Below are 19,220 nucleotides of genomic sequence, written 5' to 3'. Positions count from 1 at the left end.
CATCATTACGTTTAAAAAAAGCCTAAGAATATTAATTCTTAGGCTTTTTTATTGATGGCTATTAAATTTTTCTTTCTAAAACAATGTATCAGGATCTGTTAGTTTTTCTAATTCTGCTTTTAGTTCTGCTTTTAAAATACTCAATCCAACCTGATAGGAAGCATTCATCCATCCAAAACCTTCTTCAGTAATATAATCGAATGCTGTACCTACATTTCCGTATTCAGCAAATATTTTTAGGGAACTGGTTTCTAAATTAAATTTCTCCGGAATAGTCCCGTTATAATCTACTGCATTGCGAGTAATAAGCCATAACCATCGATAAATCATTTCCTGAGCTTCATTTACATAATTATAGTTCAGTAATCCTTCCCATAAAAACATTTGATGTGGCGCCCATCCAAAAGGGTAATCCCATTGTCGTTGCGGCGAGTTTACATCTAGATCATCTATTGCTTCTTTGGTACTTCCTGCAATTCCTCCTTTTAATTTAAATTTCGGCAATGCATTTTTAACTAAAACTTCTGCTTGTTCTTTGCTGCATAATTTTGCCCAAAGCGGATAAAATGTTGCTGCTGCATCAAATTGGTGTGATTCATTCTTTATAAAATTATAATCGTAATAAATCCCTGCATCCTTATCCCAAAGCAATTCATTAATTTTTTCTTTTCTTAAAGCTGCTTTTTCTTTCCAATATTCACTAGAATATGTTGTGTGTTTTTCATCTACAAAATGATTATCAAACTCTGTTTCAATCAAGAAAGCAATATCAATTTCATACTTATAGAGCAAACTATTTAAATCTATAGTGTTTAAATCGGCACAAACATCTACAAATCGATTTGTTGTATCATGACCACTTTCTCGCATACTGCGATCGTGAACAAAATAAGCGTCTAGGCTAGCATCGGTGATTTCTCTATCAAGATATTTTTTCTCAAATTCTCTTAAAGGTAAATTATACAACAACGCGTACTTCTCCAAAACATCATCAAAATGCCCTACCTCAACTTCAAACGGTAGTCCAATTCCTTCTGCTTTATATCGGTTTAGTCCATTTGACGTAAGCCTCTTCCCTTCTTGCATCCAAACAGTTTGATATTCTTTTATCGCCGTATGAAGATGTTTTGCAATCCAGTCTCTTTCTGGCTTAGAATTTTCGGTAATGGCGACAATTAAAGAAGTATATAATGGGGGTTGTGTTCGTGTTAAATAATAACTTCTATTTGCATTAAGTATCTTGCCATAATGATCGATTTGATATTTAAAATTCTCAGCAATCCCTACAGCAAGCTCTGGTTTATTATCTAGTAAAAGTCCTATAGCGATAAAGTAGCTATCCCAACCGTACATCTCGTTAAACCTACCGCCCGGAACTACAAACGGAATCCCTTTTATCTCGTTATTATCTTGTTGCAATGCCAGAGCCAAAATCCCTGGCTTTTTATTTAAAGTCAATACGTATTCTGATGAAATATCCTCGGCTAGCTGAACCACTTTTAATTTAGGAATCGTTTTCTCTAACTCTTTAAAATATTCAAAAGCTACAGCATCTGTTGCGGGAACATATAAATACGAAATTGCGTTTTCTATCTTTTCGTCTTCTACAATTTTTGCCACGCCTTTTGCATCAATAGTTCTCGTTAATCCGTTCCAATACAAATCTTTTATTTTTCTCGAAATACGGCTTACAGGATTCTCTATTATTTCGGAACTATTTATTTCTGCAAATTCTGAATTGCTTTTCTTAGACAATGCCAATTCCTGTAATAAATTAGACAGATAATAAGTTCCTTCAACATTTAGAGAATTTCCTTTTTCGTCTTCCAATAAAAAACTTTTAGGCCCTTTATCGTCTATCGTAATTTTTTTATCTCCATCTGTATCTTCTTGTGCCAATAACCGTTGTAGCGTCTGATTTATGTTTAGTTTAAATTTCATTTTTAGTCGTTATTTTTTTTAATATAAAGAATGACACCAATAATAATGACATCGGAATCAATGTGTAATAAAATGCATTTTGTGGCCCTTGATTTTGGAATAACCATCCAATTATTCTTGAGCCTATTGTTCCTCCCAGTGCCGAAAACACTACGATTAATCCTGTCATGGAGCTATGCAGTTTTTTAGGCAAAGCACTTAATATAACCGAATTGAGCAACGGATAAATAGGTGCAATAAATAATCCTACTAGCGGGAATGCAAAACCTATTAATGGAATTTCACTAAAGGAATGGATCGTTTTTACCTCTAGCCCTACTGCTTTTGGCAATACAAAAATCACAATAAGCATAGCGCATATAATACAGCAACTCAATACCCAAATCCAGTTTATCTTTTTGGTAATTTCTCCCGCCAAAATTCTTCCTATTGCCAATGAAATAGCCAGAATACTTGCCATCATTATACTATTGTTTTCTGATAGATGAAGTACTTTATCATTAAATGTTGGTAACCAAGACATGATTCCTTGCTCAATCATTACAAACAAAAAGGCACTTATTACAAAAACTATTACAAGCAACTTTCCCATCAGTTTTATCATTTGCACAAAATCATCAGCAAGGTTGGCTCCCGGAATTTCTACGGGTTTTTCTATTTTTATAAAAAACAAAAAACCAAATGATAATAAGGTCAATAAAGCTAAAAACCAATATACATTAAGCCATGAATCGGGATTAGTATCAGTATTAAAAGCTGGAAATAAAAAATAGGCCAGCGCAATTCCTATCATAAAAACGCCTTCGACACTACTCATCAAAGCATTGTGTTCTTTCTGATTATTAGTTACTGTACCAATAAGGGAGTAAACAGATACTTTTATCAAGGCAAAAGAAACTCCAACGGTTGCAAAAAGCAATTTGGCATAATTAAAAGAGTTGCCATAATACATCGCAATACAGGCAAAAGTTACCAATCCTAATCCAATAAGCATTGCTTTTTTATAGCCTATTCTTGGTAAAAATGAAGCTATTAAAAATGAAACAATTGCGATTGGTAAATCCTTAAAAGCTTCTAGAATACTAGCTTGTAATTCGTTTACGCCATAATTTTTTTGCGCTTTTAAAATTACTATCCCAACGCTGTTCAGTAATATTGCAAATACAAAGTAATTGAGATATAATACTGCTGTTATTCCTGCTTTTTTCATCTTAACATATTGATTTACTAACGAATGTAACAAAAAACCAAATGCCGTTATTTAAACAGCATTTGGCCGAACTAATTAATATAAAAATCTAAAAGTTAATTGCTACAGAAAATCTGAAAGCGCGTCCTAAAATCGGTCTTGCCAAAAACACATCTGTATCTGATGTTGATTGTCTAGGATTACCTTCTGTTAAACCAATCTCATTGAACAAATTAGTTCCATCTACAGCAAATCGTAAATTATTAACAGTGTAGCTTAAACCAGCTCCAACTTCTTTAAAGGCTGGTAAAACTTGTTTGTTATCCTGATTTGTATATTTTTTATCAAAATAAGAATACTGAACATATCCTGATAATCTTTTAGTTATATCTACTTCTGGTCTGATAACACAGAAAAATTTAGGGATTCTACGAGCTGTGTTTCCGTTAAAGTTAAATGTACTTCCATCCGCATTTTTACCAGTAAAATTATCATATTCTGGATTTTGAACTGTAAAATTAAAATTCAACCTAGCAATACTATATCTTAGATTAGTTTCTACTTCTAACCCTAAATTGTTTACATCAGCAAATTTATTTTCAGATGTTCCGTCAGCCAATATATCTGTAAAGGCAACGTTTTTTAAATTCATATGAAATAAATTGGCGTTTACCGAAAGGAATGAATTCGCATATTTATACCCCAACTCTAATTGATTTACAAAAGTATTTTCTAGTTTGCTCAAATCTTTGGCATTGTCATAAAATGACTCTTCGATTGGTGATCTAAAACCGTGGCTGTATCTTATATAAGAAGCCATGTTTTCGTTAAACTTATAATTCCCTGCTGCTGTATAAGAGAGTTCACCCACATCATATCTCCAATACGTATATGGATTGCCTTGTATTGTAGTTACTGCATCATCTGCTGTATTATTATCCAAAACTCCTAGGTTTTCGGCTCCAAAACGCGCATTATCTCTATATCCAGAATATACATTTTTATCGTATCTCACGCCAGCATTAAATGTTAGGTTCTCTGTAGCTTGAATTTCGGCATCAACATAAAAATCATTTAATTTTCCTTTTGTTTCTGCATCTCTTTCAAGCCAAGTAATTCTTTCAATTCCGTTCCAGGTATGCGCAATTCCGCTTGCAGTATTATTTACATTTACCAATCTTGGGTTATCAGTAACATCTACTAGGTAATTACTCCAGTTCCAGTATTGCTTAGATTTCCAATTTGAATAATAATATCCAACTGTAAGATTAACAGGTTTTAAATCGAAATTAAAAGACAGGTTATTGGCGAAATTTTCCATTTGTTTGTGAATATACCAATGATCTGCTCTCATTATTAATGCATTTGGATCTAATGCTGTATTATTATCTACGTATGTATAACTTAAATCTCCCGTATTTGCTGAAGCTAATTTTTGTACATCTGTTGCATAACCATCCTGTGTCCAAGGCCCTCCACTACTATAAATCGCATTATAATTCAAATCGATTTTAGTATTTCTGAATGCATTTTTTAAAGTGACTTTGTCGGCTATTTTCTTTTTAAATTCCGCTCCAATAGCGTCTACAACTGGATGAACTCCATCTTCTAAATCAGCTTTAAAAGTTCCTCCTCCATATTGGGGTACACTTAAATGTGAAAAATTTGCTGAAGTCAACGTTCCATAATTTGGATTAAATCCAGCTACACCTTCTACTTTTCCGTTATTGCTTTTTAATGGAATTGGTAAATAGAACGTATTTCTGTCATCTAGTTTTTTGTAATTTAATCTCAAATAACCTCCGTCATCAAACTTATAGGTAAGGTTCATTTTTACTTGTCCTCCTTTGTTTGCAGTAAAACCCGTTTTTCTTATTCCGTCATCGGCTCTATAAAACCCTCCAACATTAAAAAACAATTTATCTTTTACCAATGCACCTCCTAAATTAAGATCGGTACGAAACAATCCATAATCTCCTACAGTGAGTTTAGCTCTTCCCTGAAATTCATTTTGTCCTGTTTTCGAAATAAAATTGACAATTCCTCCTGGTGCATTCGATGCAAAAATCGATGCTGAACCTCCTCGAACGGCTTCCATTTTGCTTACTGTTTCATCTAGTCTGTACCAGTTATCTGCATTGGCAAATTGCAAAGCTCCATCTTCAAAAACGGCTAAACCATCTTCCTGTATTTGTACATATTCATAGGCTCCTGCCGACGGAATCCCTCTTGCAAAAAGGTTATTCCCTACTTCTCCTCCCGATGTTTCTACAACAAATCCCGGAATAGTCTGCAGAATATCTGCTGTACTTATTGGCGCTCTATTTTCGATTGCTTTTGCTCCTAATGTCGTAATTGCAATACTCGATTCTAGTTTTGACCTTGGATTTGACGATCCTGTAACAACTACCTCTTTCAAACTTTGTGATTCGGCTTCTAAATGAAAGTCGTTTTTTGAATTTTCTCCGTCCTTAATCGTAATACTTTTTTGAGTTGATTTATATCCTACGTTTGTAACTAGAATAATGTAAGTTCCTCCTGAAAGATTAAGAAATGTATATCCTCCATCTGCATCTGTACTCACTCCTTGTGAAGTTCCTTGAATAACAACATTTACTCCCGGTGCTGTTTGCCCGTTTTCATCGAATACTTGTCCAGAAATACTGCTTTTTTCTTGTGAAAAAACCATTGCCGGAAGAATGAATAGCAATAACATCCAGAATGAGGTTATTGTGCTAGAATTAAACTTTTTCATGATTTATTATTTGGTTAGGTTATTAGTTAGGGTAAAACTATTGCCTATTTATTTATATCAATGAAGAATTTTATCGAAAACGTTTTCGATTTAACCGAAAACGTTTTCGATTCAATAAATTTAATTAATTATCAATTAGTTTTATTACATTTATTCTATGAATGATACCAGACTTATAGACATTGCCGTTGCTTTAGGAATTTCTGTTACTACAGTTTCAAAAGCATTAAAAGGGTACACTGATATTAGCGATACTACCAGAGCAAGAGTTCTTGAAATGGTCGCTACTATGAATTACAAACCCAATGCCAATGCAGTAAATCTAAGAACTAACGAAACCAAAACTCTTGGCGTTGTTATTCCCACTATGGTACATCATTTCTTTTCGAGTGTTTTAAACGGAATTATAGACGAAGCCGAAAATAGAGGGTACCTCGTAATCATTTTGCAATCTAATGAAAAGTATGAGCTGGAGAAAAAGCAGATTGCTTTGTTACAGCAAAAAAGAGTGGATGGAATTTTGATTTCGTTATCCAATGAAACGGATGATTTCTCCCATATAAACGATGCCATAAAAAAGAATACTCCTGTAGTATTGTTTGATAAAATTGCCAAATTGGTAGATTGCTCTAAAGTTGTTATTAATGACCGAAAAGCAGCTTACGATGCTGTAACATATTTAATAAATAAGGGATATAAAAAGATTGCTCATTTTAGAGGTTCTTATACTCCTCAAAATTCTATTGATCGTTTTCTCGGATATAAAAAAGCGCTGGAAGATCATAATATTCCTTATGATCCTACACTGGTTTATTTATGTGATCACAACTCCGATTTTGAAGATGGTTATGCCAATGCACAAAAACTAGTTGCTGAGCATAAAGACGTTGATGCTGTTTTTGCCATCACTGATTTGGTAGCTATTGGCATTATAAAATACCTCAACGATATGAATATTAAGATTCCAGAGCAAATTGCCGTTTTTGGTTTTAGCAATTGGTTTATGTCTACCGTAATTTCGCCAAAGCTTACCACGATTGACCAACCTGGTTATGATATTGGTCAACGTGCTGCTTCTATATTAATAAATGAAATTGCTCAAATTAAAGAACATCTTCCGGTTATTCATCAAACTATCGAACTCCCAACACTCATTATAGAGAGGGAATCAACGATAAGAAATTAATATTTCTTATACATTTATTGTTACTACATAACCTTCGGAACCACGGATATTAAAAACTGTTCCATCTTCAAACAATAAATACTGTCCTTTTATTCCTGTAAGCTTTCCTTGAAAAGTTGGCGTTTTATCCAGACTTAAACTTGCTACTTTCTTTGGATATTCAAGAACTGGATAATGCAGTTCGTACAAATCATTTTTCTCTGCATAGAAATAATCACGAACTTCATCTGGAATCAAGTTTTCGACTTTAGCTTTCTCTAGAATCAAATCAACACTTTCGATATTATTCTGAAGCATTTTTCTCCAATTTGTTTTGTCAGCATAATGGCTCTTTAATGCCACCTCGGTAATTCCTGCCAAATAACGATTCGGAACTTCTACGATTGCCAATGCTTGTGTTGCTCCTTGATCTATCCAACGTGTAGGTACTTGTGTCTTTCTGGTCACCCCTACTTTTACTTCGCTGGATAAAGCCAGATATACTATATGTGGTTGTAATTGAACTTTTTCTTCATATACCAAATCTCGATCCTGAATTCCTAAATGTGCCGTACTTAATTCTGGTTTCATAATCCAATCTCCAACAGCTGGACTTGAGTAAAAACAATCATAGCAAAATCCCTGACGGAATATTTTTTTCTTTTTACCACAATTCAAACATTGATACCCTACAAAATTAAGCTCAATTTCTTTATTCAATAATTGATTGACATTTATAAAACTGTCTTCAAAAACCAAATAATATTGAATTGGATTCCCTATTTCGGTTTGCATCTTTGTAAGTACGCCTTGATATTGCATTAGATTTTATTTTTTAGTCCCGATAGCTATCGGAAGCTGATTTTATTTTTTTTGATTTTAGATTCGTTCTTAAGATTTTAAGTCTCGATACTGTTAAAACTCTATTTTTGAATTGGAATCTTTGCCATAAATAGAATTGTCATTTATAAAAAAACACTATTTTTGATACAACGACAAAGTTAGTATTTGTCTATCGATATTCAAATCTTAAATTCCTGACTTTTTATGTTAGTAAGAAAATCAGTAATCTAAAATCTAAATTCATTCATGCCTCTATCAATAATCAATTCATTTGCCTCTTGGGTTCTCAAACAAAGAATTCATCAAATAGAGCTTTTTCTTAAATATCCAAATGAAGTTCAGGAAGAGCTTCTTCATAATTTAATATTGGCTGCCGAAAATACTATTGTTGGAAAGCAATACGATTTTGCCTCGATAAATTCTTATAAGACTTTTTCTGAAAGATTACCTATTGCTACTTACGAAGAATTGCAACCTTTGATTGAGCGTACACGCCAAGGCGAGCAAAATGTTTTTTGGGAAACTCCGATAAAATGGTTTGCAAAATCTAGCGGAACTACCAACGCTAAAAGTAAATTTATTCCTGTAAGTAATGAAGCTTTAGAAGATTGTCATTATAAAGGAAGTAAAGATTTATTGTGTTTGTATCTGAATAATAATGAAGATTCAGAATTGTTTCTGGGTAAGAGCCTTCGCTTAGGCGGAAGTTCACAGATTTATGAAAACAACAATACGTTCTTCGGAGATTTATCGGCTATATTAATTGAAAACATGCCTATCTGGGCTGAATTTAGTAGTACGCCAAGTAATAAAACTTCGCTTATGAGCGAATGGGAAACGAAAATTGCTGCTATTATTAATGAAACAAAAAATGAAAATGTAACCAGTTTTGCTGGTGTCCCTTCGTGGATGTTGGTTTTAATGAATCGTGTTCTTGAAGATTCTGGAAAAGGAAATTTATTTGAAATATGGCCCAACCTTGAAGTTTATTTTCATGGTGGCGTGAGTTTTTCTCCTTACAGAGAACAATACAAAAACATATTGCCTAAAAAAGATTTTAAATACTACGAAATATACAATGCTTCTGAAGGTTTCTTTGCCATTCAGGATTTAAATAATTCTAGTGATCTATTACTAATGTTAGATTACGGAATTTTCTACGAATTTATTCCGATGGAGACTTTCGGGAAACCGGAACAAAAAGTAATCCGTTTGGCAGATGTGGAATTGAATAAAAATTATGCTATCGTTATTACTACCAATTCTGGTTTATGGCGTTATTTAATTGGTGATACGGTTCGTTTTACTTCTTTAAATCCATACCGAATTCGAGTTACAGGAAGAACCAAACATCATATTAATGTTTTTGGTGAAGAGCTTATGGTTGAAAATACGGATCAGGCTATTGCCAAAGCATGTCAGTTAACAAATACTGAAGTTATAGATTACACTGTAGCTCCGATATTTATGCAAGACAAAGAAAAAGGCGCTCACGAATGGATGATTGAGTTTAAGAAAAAACCTGCTGATATAGGACTTTTCCAAAAAGCTCTTGATGAAACCTTACAATTCCTAAACTCCGATTACGAAGCCAAACGTTATAATAATATGACGCTAAATCCTTTGGTGATTAATGTTGCCAGAGAGAATTTATTTTATGATTGGTTAAAAGAAAAAGACAAATTAGGCGGTCAGCATAAAATACCTAGACTTTCAAACCAAAGAGATTATTTGGAGCAGTTGAAGAGGATGCAGGTTTAAATATCGTTTAATTTAACCATAGATTTTGTCGAAAAATAACCACTATTTGTCATTCCGAAGAATGAGGAATCTCCATTAGTTGCTCGACAATCTAGAAATATTTTACGTAAGTTTCTTGTGGAGATTCCTCATTCTTCAGAATGACAAGTTTGCGAAAAAACAGATTGAGTATTTACTCTATTTTTAAGATAATCTACCAAAACATATCGCTACATGCACGAGTGAGACACTCGCACTAGGAGGAAAAATCAAAATTAACTACTTTTTTATTGAAAGGGAAAACCCTTTGATTACAACGGTTTTTTGCTATGTTTGCTTTTCCTAAATTACAAAATCATGACATCTAAAAAACTTTTGCCCGTGCGGTATGGTGACGGTATTGGAAACAACCGTAACACTTCTGTAAGTGTAGGACACCTTAGCTACACGGGTTTTATATTTCCTAAAATTACAGAGTTATGATTACAAACACAAACAACCTTTCAGAAGAAGCCAAAACAAGGCTTATGAATTTTTTCAGCCATATGATAGAACCAAAAGATATGGCTAAGATAATTAGGCAAGCAAATTATCTTCTTGCTATAAGTGCTATTAGGGAAAATCAATGCCTTCAGAACGAAATGATCAACTTCGAAAACAGCTTTTATTGGCTCAATGAATTAGCCGAAGCTTTAAATCCTTATTTGAATGTAGAATAAGTTTTAATTCGCATATTTTTATTAAACCTCGATTTTAAAAAATCGAGGTTTTTTTGTTTAATTTCTAGGGTTAGCGTAAACATCCTACTTGTTTACGCGATTTTGTCAGGCTGAGCGGAGTCGAAGCCCCGTATATCCTTCGACTCCGCTCAGCCTGACATTATTGTAAATAAACTACATCATGTCGATATATCGGTCATGATATCCTAATAGGTATAAAACACCGTCGAGTCCTAGACTTGAAATCGAGGTTGATGCATTTTCTTTTACGGTAGGTTTTGCGTGAAAGGCGATTCCTAGACCTGCTAAATTTAGCATTGGCAGATCGTTGGCCCCATCTCCTACTGCTATAGTTTGATTGATGTGAATTCCTTCCTTTTCGGCAATTGCTTTTAAGTATTCGGCTTTCTTCTGGCCATCGACGATGTCACCTAAATATTTACCAGTTAATTTCCCATCTTTAATTTCTAATTGGTTGGCATGCACGTAGTCGATGCCTAGCTCTTTTTGCAAATATTCTCCAAAATAAGTGAATCCTCCCGATAATATAGCGGTTTTATATCCGTAATATTTTAAGGCTTTCATTAAACGATGTGCTCCTTTGGTTATTGGTAACTTTTCAGCAACCGATTGCAAAACGTCTTCGCTCAAACCTTCTAACAATGCCATACGTTGTTTGAAACTTTCGTTGAAATCTATTTCGCCATTCATAGCCGATTCTGTAATTGCTCTTACTTGCTCTCCTACTCCATTCAGCTCTGCCAATTCGTCTATTACTTCCGTTTGAATTAGTGTTGAGTCCATATCGAAACAAACTAAGCGTCGGTTTCTTCTATAAATATTATCTTCCTGAAATGAGATATCTACATTTAGGGTTCTGGAAATTTCCATAAAACTTGCTGTCATTGCAATCTTATCTACAACATCTCCTGTTAGGGATAATTGTATGCATGAACGTGGATATTCTTCTGTTTCAACAACAGATGTTCTTCCTGTTAATCGTATTATAGATACAATATTTAAATTTTGATCGGATAATAATTTGGCAACTGCTGCTAATTGTGAAGCTGCTAATTTTTCTCCTAGAATATTAACTATGTAACGTTGCTTGGATTGTGTTTTTACCCACTTTTCATAATCTTCAATAGAAATTGGGATAAACTTTACCTTTACTTCTAATTCATAAGCTTTAAACAATAAGTCTTTTAGAACTGGTCCTGAAGTTGAACCGGCTTGGATTTCGAACAAAATCCCCAGAGAAAGCGTATCATGAATATCAGCTTGCCCAATGTCTAAAATAACGGCATCATAAGTAGCCAATACTGCTGTTAATCCTGCTGTAACTCCTGGTTTATCATGACCTGAAACTTTTAATAAAATAATCTCTTTATCTTCTGTTGTCATTTTATCTTTATTGATTTAGAAGTGACAAAAATCGGCAATCTATTGTTGATAAAAAAGAATATGCTTTGTTTTCTTATAAAGAAAAAACACAAATCGATATGATTTATTTAAATAATTTAATGTTCTGTTCTAATGCTTAATATAACTTGTATTGGGACAACTTTTAATAAAAAAAGATTATTTAGAATAACTGAAGAAACAAATAAGTCTTGTTCTAAAATCACCCTAAATAATCTCCTGAATTAATTAGCTTTTAGTAATTATTTTAATTTAGCTGCTTGGCATATTTTCATCAAAATTCACCATCCAGTTTACTCCAAACTTATCGGTAAACATTCCGAAATAAGCTCCCCAAAAGGTTTTACCCATTGGCATAAATGGATTTCCTCCTGCTGAGAGTCCGTTAAAGATTCTATCTCCTTCTTTTGCGCTTTCGACATTAATTGAAACAGAAAAATTTCCTCCAAAAGTTACCGCACCTGATTGTTCGGTACTATCACTTCCCATTAAAATGGTTTGTCCGATAGGCAAACTAACATGCATAATTTTTTCTGCTTCTTCGCTGTCGCTTGATACTTGAGAACAATTTTCGTCTGCAGGCATATCTTTGAATTTTCCAATGTATGCAAATTCGCCTCCAAAAACTGATTTGTAAAATAGAAATGCTTCTTCGCAATTTCCATTAAAAATTAAATAAGGATTTACTGCTGCCATGATATTTTTTTTTATTGTTAGTGTTTTTATTCTTTTTCTTCTGATAATTCTTTTACCTTTTCTAATCCTTTCGGAAAAACATCTTTAAAATAATCTATATATTTTTCGAGCGTATCAACTTTAGCATCAAGAATAGTATAACCATTCTCTAGAGTCAATCGATACGTTTCCATTGCGCCAGTCCATGTTTTTGTTTCTTCATCGATTGGCATTTCTTTAAAATTTTTCAATGCACTTATATGCCTGAATGCCATATATTCGCTTGGTATTTTCTTTTCGATAATGCTGTTCATTCCTTCTCCATTTGGATCTAAAAAATGGATTTTATCTCCTTCGTTCCAATTGCTTACCACATAAGTCCCTTCACAGAAAACACTTGTCCATTTTCTATATGTTTCGTCTGTCCATAAAATATTCCAAACTGTTTCTCTCGGTGCTTTAATGTTGATCTTAAATTCTAATGTTTCCATAATCTGTTTTTTATGATAATTTACTAAAATCCATAAATAAAGAATTCCAACGGTGTCCATCTAAATCTGCAAAACCACAACCGTACATCCAACCTTGATTCAAACTTGGAGCTGCAAAAACATTTCCTCCTGCTTCCTGAACTTTTTTAGCAAGTGTATCTACCTCATCTTTACTTTCAGCATCTATAGAAATTAATACCTCCGAGCTTGTTTTTGTATCTGTCAACTTGTTTTGAGAGAAATCTGTAAACATATTCTCTTCAAAAAGCATTATTACAAATTTACCTTCTCCAACTAGCATACAAGTTGATTTTGACGTATCGTGCTCTTCATTAAATGAAAAACCTATTTTCGAGAAAAAGACTTTCGATTTTGCCACATCTTTTACTGGCAGATTAAGCCATATTTGTTTTGCCATTTTTTGATATTTTAAGTTATTATTTTTAAACCATAGAAGATAATTTAAACTATGGTTATATACTTATCGCCAAGACATTAAGTCACAAAGTTTTTTTATTCATATTTGAGAGAAGCCCTAGAGCCTTTATCTCTTTGAACCTTTGTCTCTTCTTTAATTACTCTCTACATAACTTTTAAAATTATCTATAATCGCCTGCCATCCACCACGTTGCATCTCTTCTGAATTTTCTGTCTCTGGATCAAAACTTTCTATTATTTCTACTCCGTTTGGAGTTTCTCTAAAAGTAATTTCCACCTTTCTCCCATCTCCAATTACATATTCAATAATTTCGTTTTCTTTTACTAAGGTATATTCTCCTTCAAAATCAAAACTCATACTTCCGTCTCTGGCCGCCATTGTAGATTTAAATTTTCCTCCTGTTTTTAAATCATTCTCAGCGTATGGTGTATGCCATTCTGGAGATGGGCTATTCCATTCTTGTATGTGTTTTGGATCTGTCCATATCTCCCAAACTTTAGCTATTGGCGCTTTTATTGTACTTTTAATTGTTATCATATTGAATCGTTTAATAATTGTATTTTCTAAATTGACTTTTAATTTTTTGGTGCCTGACTTTCATCCATGAAAAATACCTCCCAATGATGCCCATCTAAATCCAAAAAAGCTTTTTGATACATCCAACCATAATCTTTAGCTTCCATATATTCGATTCCACCAGCTTTTACTACTGCTGCAATTATTTCATCTACTTTTTCCCGACTATCAACAGATAACGCCATTAAGATTTCGGTTGTGGTTGCTGTATTGCAAATTTGTTTTTGTGTAAATGTTTTAAAAAACTCTTCTAACAAAAGCATTGCAAATATATTTTCTCCGATTTCTAAACAAGCTGCTTTATCATCTGTGAAATTTAAATTAAATGTAAAACCTAATTCCGTAAAAAAAGCCATACTACGTTTTAAATCTTTTACTGGAAGATTTAAGAAAATTTCTGTTTTCATTTTTATATAAATTTACAAATTATTTAAAGTAAATTTATACTAATCACCTAGTCTTTAGGCTACAATAAAAGTCATTTTTAGGGTCATTTAAGACAAAAAAACTATTTTTGTATAAGCCATTTTCATTAAAAAAGAGAAATAATGAGTAAAAAAGTTGGGTTAATCGTTCCGCATGACTATAAATTATTGAGTATTGCAGCTATTCTTGAAGTTTTTGAAACTGCTAATAAGCTACATTCTGAAAATGAAAAACCATTTGAAATATTCGTTTTTCAATCGTCCGAACAAATAGAGCAAGAAAAATTATTTAACTATAAAGTTAATTCTATCCAATCTTCTGAGGAAAAACTCGAATTGATCTTAATTCCTGCGTTTACCACAGATGATATGAGAGGAATGATTGCAAAAAACAGCAATTTCCTTCCTTGGCTAAAAAAACAACATTTGTTTGGGGCAGAAATAGCTAGTTTCTGTACAGGAGCTTTCTTGCTTGGTGCTTCGGGATTACTAGATGAAAAATCAGCTACAACTCATGTTGATGCCTGTAGTGCTTTTAACCAATCGTTTCCTTTAGTAAATTTAAAACCCGAAGAAACATTAACCGCCGACGGAACTCTATATACTAGTGGCGGATCAACTTCTTCTTTTCATTTACTGATTCTTTTGATTCAGAAATATTGTGGAAATGAAGTTGCTGTACAAATTGCTAAGATTTTTTCCATTGATTTAAATCGCCATAAACAAAGTTATTTTAGCACTTTTCGTCCTAATCATTTACACAATGATTCTCTTGTTGCTCAATTACAACACAAGATAGAAAATGAATACAGTACAATAGAAAAACTGGAGGAGATCACTAAAGACATTCCGACTAGTAATCGTAATATGACTCGGAGATTCAAACAAGTAGTTGGCATTCCTCCTATAGAATATTTGCAGAACATTCGTGTAGAAAGTTCTAAAAAGTATCTAGAGCAGACACAACTTTCTATATCAGAGATTATTGAAAAAACGGGGTATAACGACCCTAAATCTTTTAGAAAAGTTTTTTACAAAATGGTTGGAATGAAACCGATAGAATATCGAGAAAGATTTAGAGTAAGATAAAAAAAACCTGCTCAACTAAATGAGCAGGTTAAGATGAATCTTTGCCAAAGTTTTATACTTGTCAAAGTTATTTCAAAAACATTACGAAGCGATTTCTAATCGTTTCAATAAATTTTTATTCAATGTTTCTTTAGCGTACTCTCTATCAATCTCTAATGTTTTAACATCTGAACTTGGCAAATCGTACATAGCATCTGTTAAGATTGCTTCGCATAACGAACGTAATCCACGTGCTCCTAATTTATATTCTAATGCTTTATCAACAATAAAATCTAATGCTTCATCAGTAATTGTAAACGCTACTTCATCCATTAAAAACAATTTTTGATATTGCTTAATTAATGCATTTTTAGGCTGGGTAAGGATAGCACGTAATGTTTCTCTATCTAAAGGATCCATATGTGTCAAAACTGGTAAACGACCGATAATTTCAGGAATCAATCCAAAATCTTTAATATCTTTTGGAATGATGTATTGCAATAAATTGTCTTTATCGATATTATCCACATTTTTTGATGTACTATAACCAACAGCCTGACGATTTAAACGTTTTGAAATAATACGTTCTACTCCATCAAAAGCTCCACCAGCGATAAACAAAATATTTTGGGTGTTTACCTCAACAAATTTTTGGTCTGGATGCTTACGTCCTCCTTTTGGTGGTACGTTTACAACTGTTCCTTCTAACAATTTTAATAATGCTTGTTGCACACCTTCTCCCGAAACATCACGTGTAATTGATGGATTATCGCTCTTACGGGCAATTTTATCTATTTCATCAATAAAAACGATTCCTCTTTCGGCTTTGGCCACATCATAATCGGCAGCTTGAAGCAAACGTGTCAAAATACTCTCTACGTCTTCTCCAACATATCCAGCTTCTGTTAAAACAGTAGCATCAACAATTGCCAAAGGAACATCTAACATTTTTGCAATAGTTTTTGCTACTAATGTTTTTCCTGTTCCGGTTTGTCCAACCATAATAATGTTACTTTTTTCAATCTCTACTTCGTCATCCAACTGTTGTTGCATTAAACGTTTGTAATGATTGTAAACAGCAACCGACATCACTTTTTTAGTTTGATCCTGACCTATTACATATTGATCTAAAAATGCTCTAATTTCTTTTGGTTTCTTTAATATTAAATCACCAACTAATTTTGAACTTCCGCTTGATTTTAACTCTTCTAAAACAATTCCGTGTGCTTGTTCGATACACTTATCACAGATATGTGCATTAATACCAGCAATTAATAAATTGGTCTCTGGCTTTTTTCTTCCACAAAACGAACACTCTAATACTTCTTTTGCCATCTATTTTTAGTTGCAAAGTTACAAAGGTTCTAAGGCTCTGAGTTTCCAATATCGAAAGCTCATAACTAAATCAACCTATAACTTCATTTTATTTTAACCTAAATTTCTTCTTTTCAAAATCACAAAGCAATGTACTTTAAAACTTTGTGCCTTTGTAACTTTGAACCTTCAAAATTTATCCTCTTCTCAAAACTTCATCAATCATTCCGTACTCTTTAGCTTCATCGGCAATCATCCAGTAATCGCGTTCGCTATCTTTATGTACTTTATCAAAAGTTTGTCCTGAATGCTGAGAAATGATGTTGTATAATTCATCTTTCAGTTTCAACATTTCACGTAGATTAATTTCCATATCTGTAGCAACTCCTTGTGCTCCTCCAGATGGCTGGTGAATCATTACTCTTGAATGTGGCAATGCTGAACGTTTTCCTGCTGCTCCTGCACATAATAAAACAGCTCCCATTGAAGCAGCCATTCCTGTACAAATTGTAGCTACATCTGGTTTAATATATTGCATTGTATCATAGATTCCTAATCCTGCATAAACACTTCCTCCTGGAGAATTTAGATAAATCTGAATGTCTTTAGATGCATCTGCACTTTCTAAGAACAACAATTGCGCTTGAACAATATTTGCAATTTGATCATCAATTCCTGTTCCAAGGAAAATAATTCTATCCATCATTAATCTTGAAAAAACGTCTAACTGTGAAATATTCAACTGACGTTCTTCTATAATATATGGAGTCATATTAGTTGGAGTCATTGCACTTACGATTTTATCGTAATACATAGCATTTACTCCTTGGTGCTTTGTAGCAAATTTTTTAAATTCTTTACCGTAGTTCATATTTTTTTGTTCTAAGTTGTACGTTACTATATTATATATTTTATTTAATCAAAGGTCATACCTCTTTATAAACAATGCCAATATGTCTTATTTTAAATTTGAAACCTAAAAAAAGAGCGTCAAAGAATAAATTCTTTTGACGCTCAAATATACTTATTTTTTTAGAAATTATTCTCCGTAAGAAGCTGCAATAAATTCTCCGTAAGTTACTTCTTTAGTTGTTGGATTTGCTTTTTCTTTAAACAACTCCAATAACTTCTCAGCTACAACTTGCTCAGAAAGTCTTTTTACTTCTTCTTGGTTTGACAATACTCTTGCAACAATTCCTTGAACTTCTTCGTCTGTTGGATTTGTTTGTCCAAATTGAGCCATTTGTTGTTTGATAGCAGCTGTTGTGAATGCTTTCAAATCTTCAAATGTAATTTGGATATTACTTTGAGCCATTGCTTTTCCTTCAATTAATTGAAAACGTAATCCTTTTTCTGATCTTGCGTATTCAACTTCTGCTTCTTCTGGAGATAATTTTTTCTCACCTACAGTTTGCAACCATTTTTTTAGGAATTCAGCTGGCAATTCAAATTTAGTGCTCTCAATTAAGAAATCTTGAACATCTGCTAATAATTTTTGATCTGCTTGTTGTGCAAATTGAAGCTCTGCATCTTCTTTAATTTTTGCTTTCAAATCTTCTAATGAAGCTACTTTACCTTCACCGAAAAGTTTATCAAACAATTCTTGGTTTAATTCTGCCAATTCAGCACCATTGATAGCTTCGATGGTAAAGTTAACATCTACATCTAAACCGTGAACATCATCATGACTTACTTTTAAGTAATCCATTAATTGGTGATCATCTTCGAATAAACCTTTAGTATTTACAGTTACAACATCTCCAACTTTTTTACCGATAAATTTATCAGCAGTTTTTTTATCTTTAAAGATAGAAAGTGAGATTGTTGTAGTATTGTTAATTCCTTTTTCTTCGTTTGTAAAAGTTCCTGTAATATCAGAATCAGCTACAACTACATCTTGAGGAATTGCTTTCCCAAATTGTTTTTGGATACGCTCTACTTGACCATCGATTAATTTATCATCAGCAGTAACGATATATTTTACGATATCATTTTTAGCTTCAAGATCAATTTCGAAGTTTGGTACTAAACCAATTTCATATTCGAATACTAATTCTTCAGCATCCCAATCAAAATTTTCGTTTTCTTTAGCAAGAGGAGTCCCAAGAAGATTTAATCTTTCAGATTGTACATAACGCTCCAAAGCCAAATCAACTACTTTTTAACTTCTTCTTGTTTTATTCCTTTTCCGTATTGTTTTTCAACAAGATCTTTAGGAACTTGACCTTTTCTAAAACCTTTTACAGTTGCCAAAGGCATTTTTTCGTTTAATCTTTTTTGAACTTGACCTTTGTAATCCATATGAACAACGTTCAATACAATTGTCTCATTTACTGCGTTTATTGCTACTCTTTTAATATCCATCTTCTTCTTTAATTTACATAATAAAATTGGGTTGCAAAATTATAAAATTTTTGCAACCCAACCAAGCTTTTTAATATATTGATAAGAAGTGCTT

Annotated in this window: 16 protein-coding genes and 1 pseudogene; 4 read left to right on the top strand and 13 right to left on the bottom strand. The window is 32.9% G+C overall.

The window, feature by feature from the left end; translation table 11 throughout:
- Positions 1-75 precede the first annotated feature (75 nt).
- The 3 genes from EAG11_RS20860 to EAG11_RS20850 all read right to left on the bottom strand — a co-directional run bounded on the left by EAG11_RS20860 (position 76) and on the right by EAG11_RS20850 (position 5,885).
- A complete protein-coding gene (locus tag EAG11_RS20860) occupies positions 76-1,941 on the bottom strand; it encodes an alpha,alpha-trehalase (RefSeq protein ID WP_129540877.1) in 1,866 nt (621 codons plus the stop codon).
- On the bottom strand, positions 1,931-3,151 hold the full coding sequence (locus EAG11_RS20855; RefSeq protein ID WP_129540876.1) for a sugar MFS transporter: 1,221 nt from the start codon (positions 3,149-3,151) through the stop codon (positions 1,931-1,933). Before EAG11_RS20855 ends, EAG11_RS20860 begins: the two co-directional genes overlap by 11 nt.
- Positions 3,152-3,239: 88 nt before the next feature.
- Positions 3,240-5,885 carry a TonB-dependent receptor gene (locus EAG11_RS20850; RefSeq protein WP_242499219.1) on the bottom strand — a complete coding sequence of 882 codons (2,646 nt, stop codon included), beginning with the start codon at positions 5,883-5,885 and terminating at the stop codon, positions 3,240-3,242.
- 157 nt (positions 5,886-6,042) lie between these two features.
- Here EAG11_RS20850 and EAG11_RS20845 point away from each other — a divergent pair, with 157 nt between their 5' ends.
- A complete protein-coding gene (locus EAG11_RS20845; RefSeq protein WP_129540875.1) occupies positions 6,043-7,071 on the top strand; it encodes a LacI family DNA-binding transcriptional regulator in 1,029 nt (342 codons plus the stop codon).
- Between the two features lie 6 nt (positions 7,072-7,077).
- Here EAG11_RS20845 and EAG11_RS20840 read toward each other — a convergent pair whose 3' ends face one another.
- A complete protein-coding gene (locus EAG11_RS20840) occupies positions 7,078-7,872 on the bottom strand; it encodes a DUF2797 domain-containing protein (protein ID WP_129540874.1) in 795 nt (264 codons plus the stop codon).
- Positions 7,873-8,139: 267 nt separating this feature from the next.
- Between EAG11_RS20840 and EAG11_RS20835 the strand changes: the two genes are divergently transcribed.
- Both EAG11_RS20835 and EAG11_RS20830 read left to right on the top strand, forming a co-directional pair.
- Complete coding sequence (locus EAG11_RS20835; RefSeq protein WP_129540873.1) at positions 8,140-9,654, top strand: GH3 auxin-responsive promoter family protein; 1,515 nt, start codon at positions 8,140-8,142, stop codon at positions 9,652-9,654.
- 458 nt (positions 9,655-10,112) lie between these two features.
- Positions 10,113-10,352: a hypothetical protein gene (locus tag EAG11_RS20830; protein WP_129540872.1), complete on the top strand. Its 240-nt coding sequence runs from the start codon at positions 10,113-10,115 to the stop codon at positions 10,350-10,352.
- A 174-nt stretch (positions 10,353-10,526) separates the two neighbouring features.
- Here EAG11_RS20830 and serB read toward each other — a convergent pair whose 3' ends face one another.
- The 6 genes from serB to EAG11_RS20800 all read right to left on the bottom strand — a co-directional run bounded on the left by serB (position 10,527) and on the right by EAG11_RS20800 (position 14,362).
- Positions 10,527-11,756, bottom strand: coding sequence for a phosphoserine phosphatase SerB (gene serB, locus EAG11_RS20825; protein ID WP_129540871.1), 1,230 nt, complete (start codon positions 11,754-11,756; stop codon positions 10,527-10,529).
- A gap of 270 nt (positions 11,757-12,026) precedes the next feature.
- Positions 12,027-12,470: a VOC family protein gene (locus EAG11_RS20820; RefSeq protein WP_129540870.1), complete on the bottom strand. Its 444-nt coding sequence runs from the start codon at positions 12,468-12,470 to the stop codon at positions 12,027-12,029.
- A 26-nt stretch (positions 12,471-12,496) separates the two neighbouring features.
- On the bottom strand, positions 12,497-12,940 hold the full coding sequence (locus EAG11_RS20815) for an SRPBCC domain-containing protein (protein ID WP_129540869.1): 444 nt from the start codon (positions 12,938-12,940) through the stop codon (positions 12,497-12,499).
- Positions 12,941-12,950: 10 nt separating this feature from the next.
- A complete protein-coding gene (locus EAG11_RS20810) occupies positions 12,951-13,358 on the bottom strand; it encodes a VOC family protein (RefSeq protein WP_129540868.1) in 408 nt (135 codons plus the stop codon).
- A gap of 153 nt (positions 13,359-13,511) precedes the next feature.
- Complete coding sequence (locus EAG11_RS20805) at positions 13,512-13,916, bottom strand: SRPBCC family protein (RefSeq protein ID WP_129540867.1); 405 nt, start codon at positions 13,914-13,916, stop codon at positions 13,512-13,514.
- A 38-nt stretch (positions 13,917-13,954) separates the two neighbouring features.
- Entirely contained in the window at positions 13,955-14,362 is a 408-nt protein-coding gene (locus tag EAG11_RS20800) for a VOC family protein (protein ID WP_129540866.1), read from the bottom strand.
- A gap of 141 nt (positions 14,363-14,503) precedes the next feature.
- Between EAG11_RS20800 and EAG11_RS20795 the strand changes: the two genes are divergently transcribed.
- Complete coding sequence (locus EAG11_RS20795) at positions 14,504-15,469, top strand: GlxA family transcriptional regulator (protein WP_129540865.1); 966 nt, start codon at positions 14,504-14,506, stop codon at positions 15,467-15,469.
- 81 nt (positions 15,470-15,550) lie between these two features.
- Here the strand turns inward: EAG11_RS20795 and clpX are convergent, their stop codons facing one another.
- From clpX to EAG11_RS20780, 3 genes and pseudogenes are all read right to left on the bottom strand, one after another.
- Positions 15,551-16,783, bottom strand: a complete 1,233-nt coding sequence (clpX, locus tag EAG11_RS20790; RefSeq protein WP_129540864.1) for an ATP-dependent Clp protease ATP-binding subunit ClpX — start codon at positions 16,781-16,783, stop codon at positions 15,551-15,553.
- A gap of 175 nt (positions 16,784-16,958) precedes the next feature.
- Positions 16,959-17,633, bottom strand: a complete 675-nt coding sequence (gene clpP, locus EAG11_RS20785) for an ATP-dependent Clp endopeptidase proteolytic subunit ClpP (RefSeq protein WP_035617906.1) — start codon at positions 17,631-17,633, stop codon at positions 16,959-16,961.
- 168 nt (positions 17,634-17,801) lie between these two features.
- Positions 17,802-19,126, bottom strand: a pseudogene (locus EAG11_RS20780) (trigger factor).
- Positions 19,127-19,220: the final 94 nt, after the last annotated feature.

It is taken from the genome of Flavobacterium sp. 140616W15, assembly GCF_003668995.1.
In the GTDB taxonomy this organism is placed as follows: Bacteria; Bacteroidota; Bacteroidia; order Flavobacteriales; family Flavobacteriaceae; genus Flavobacterium.
The sequence above is the reverse complement of the archived record's forward strand: the minus strand, read 5'-3'. Positions and strand labels throughout refer to the sequence as shown.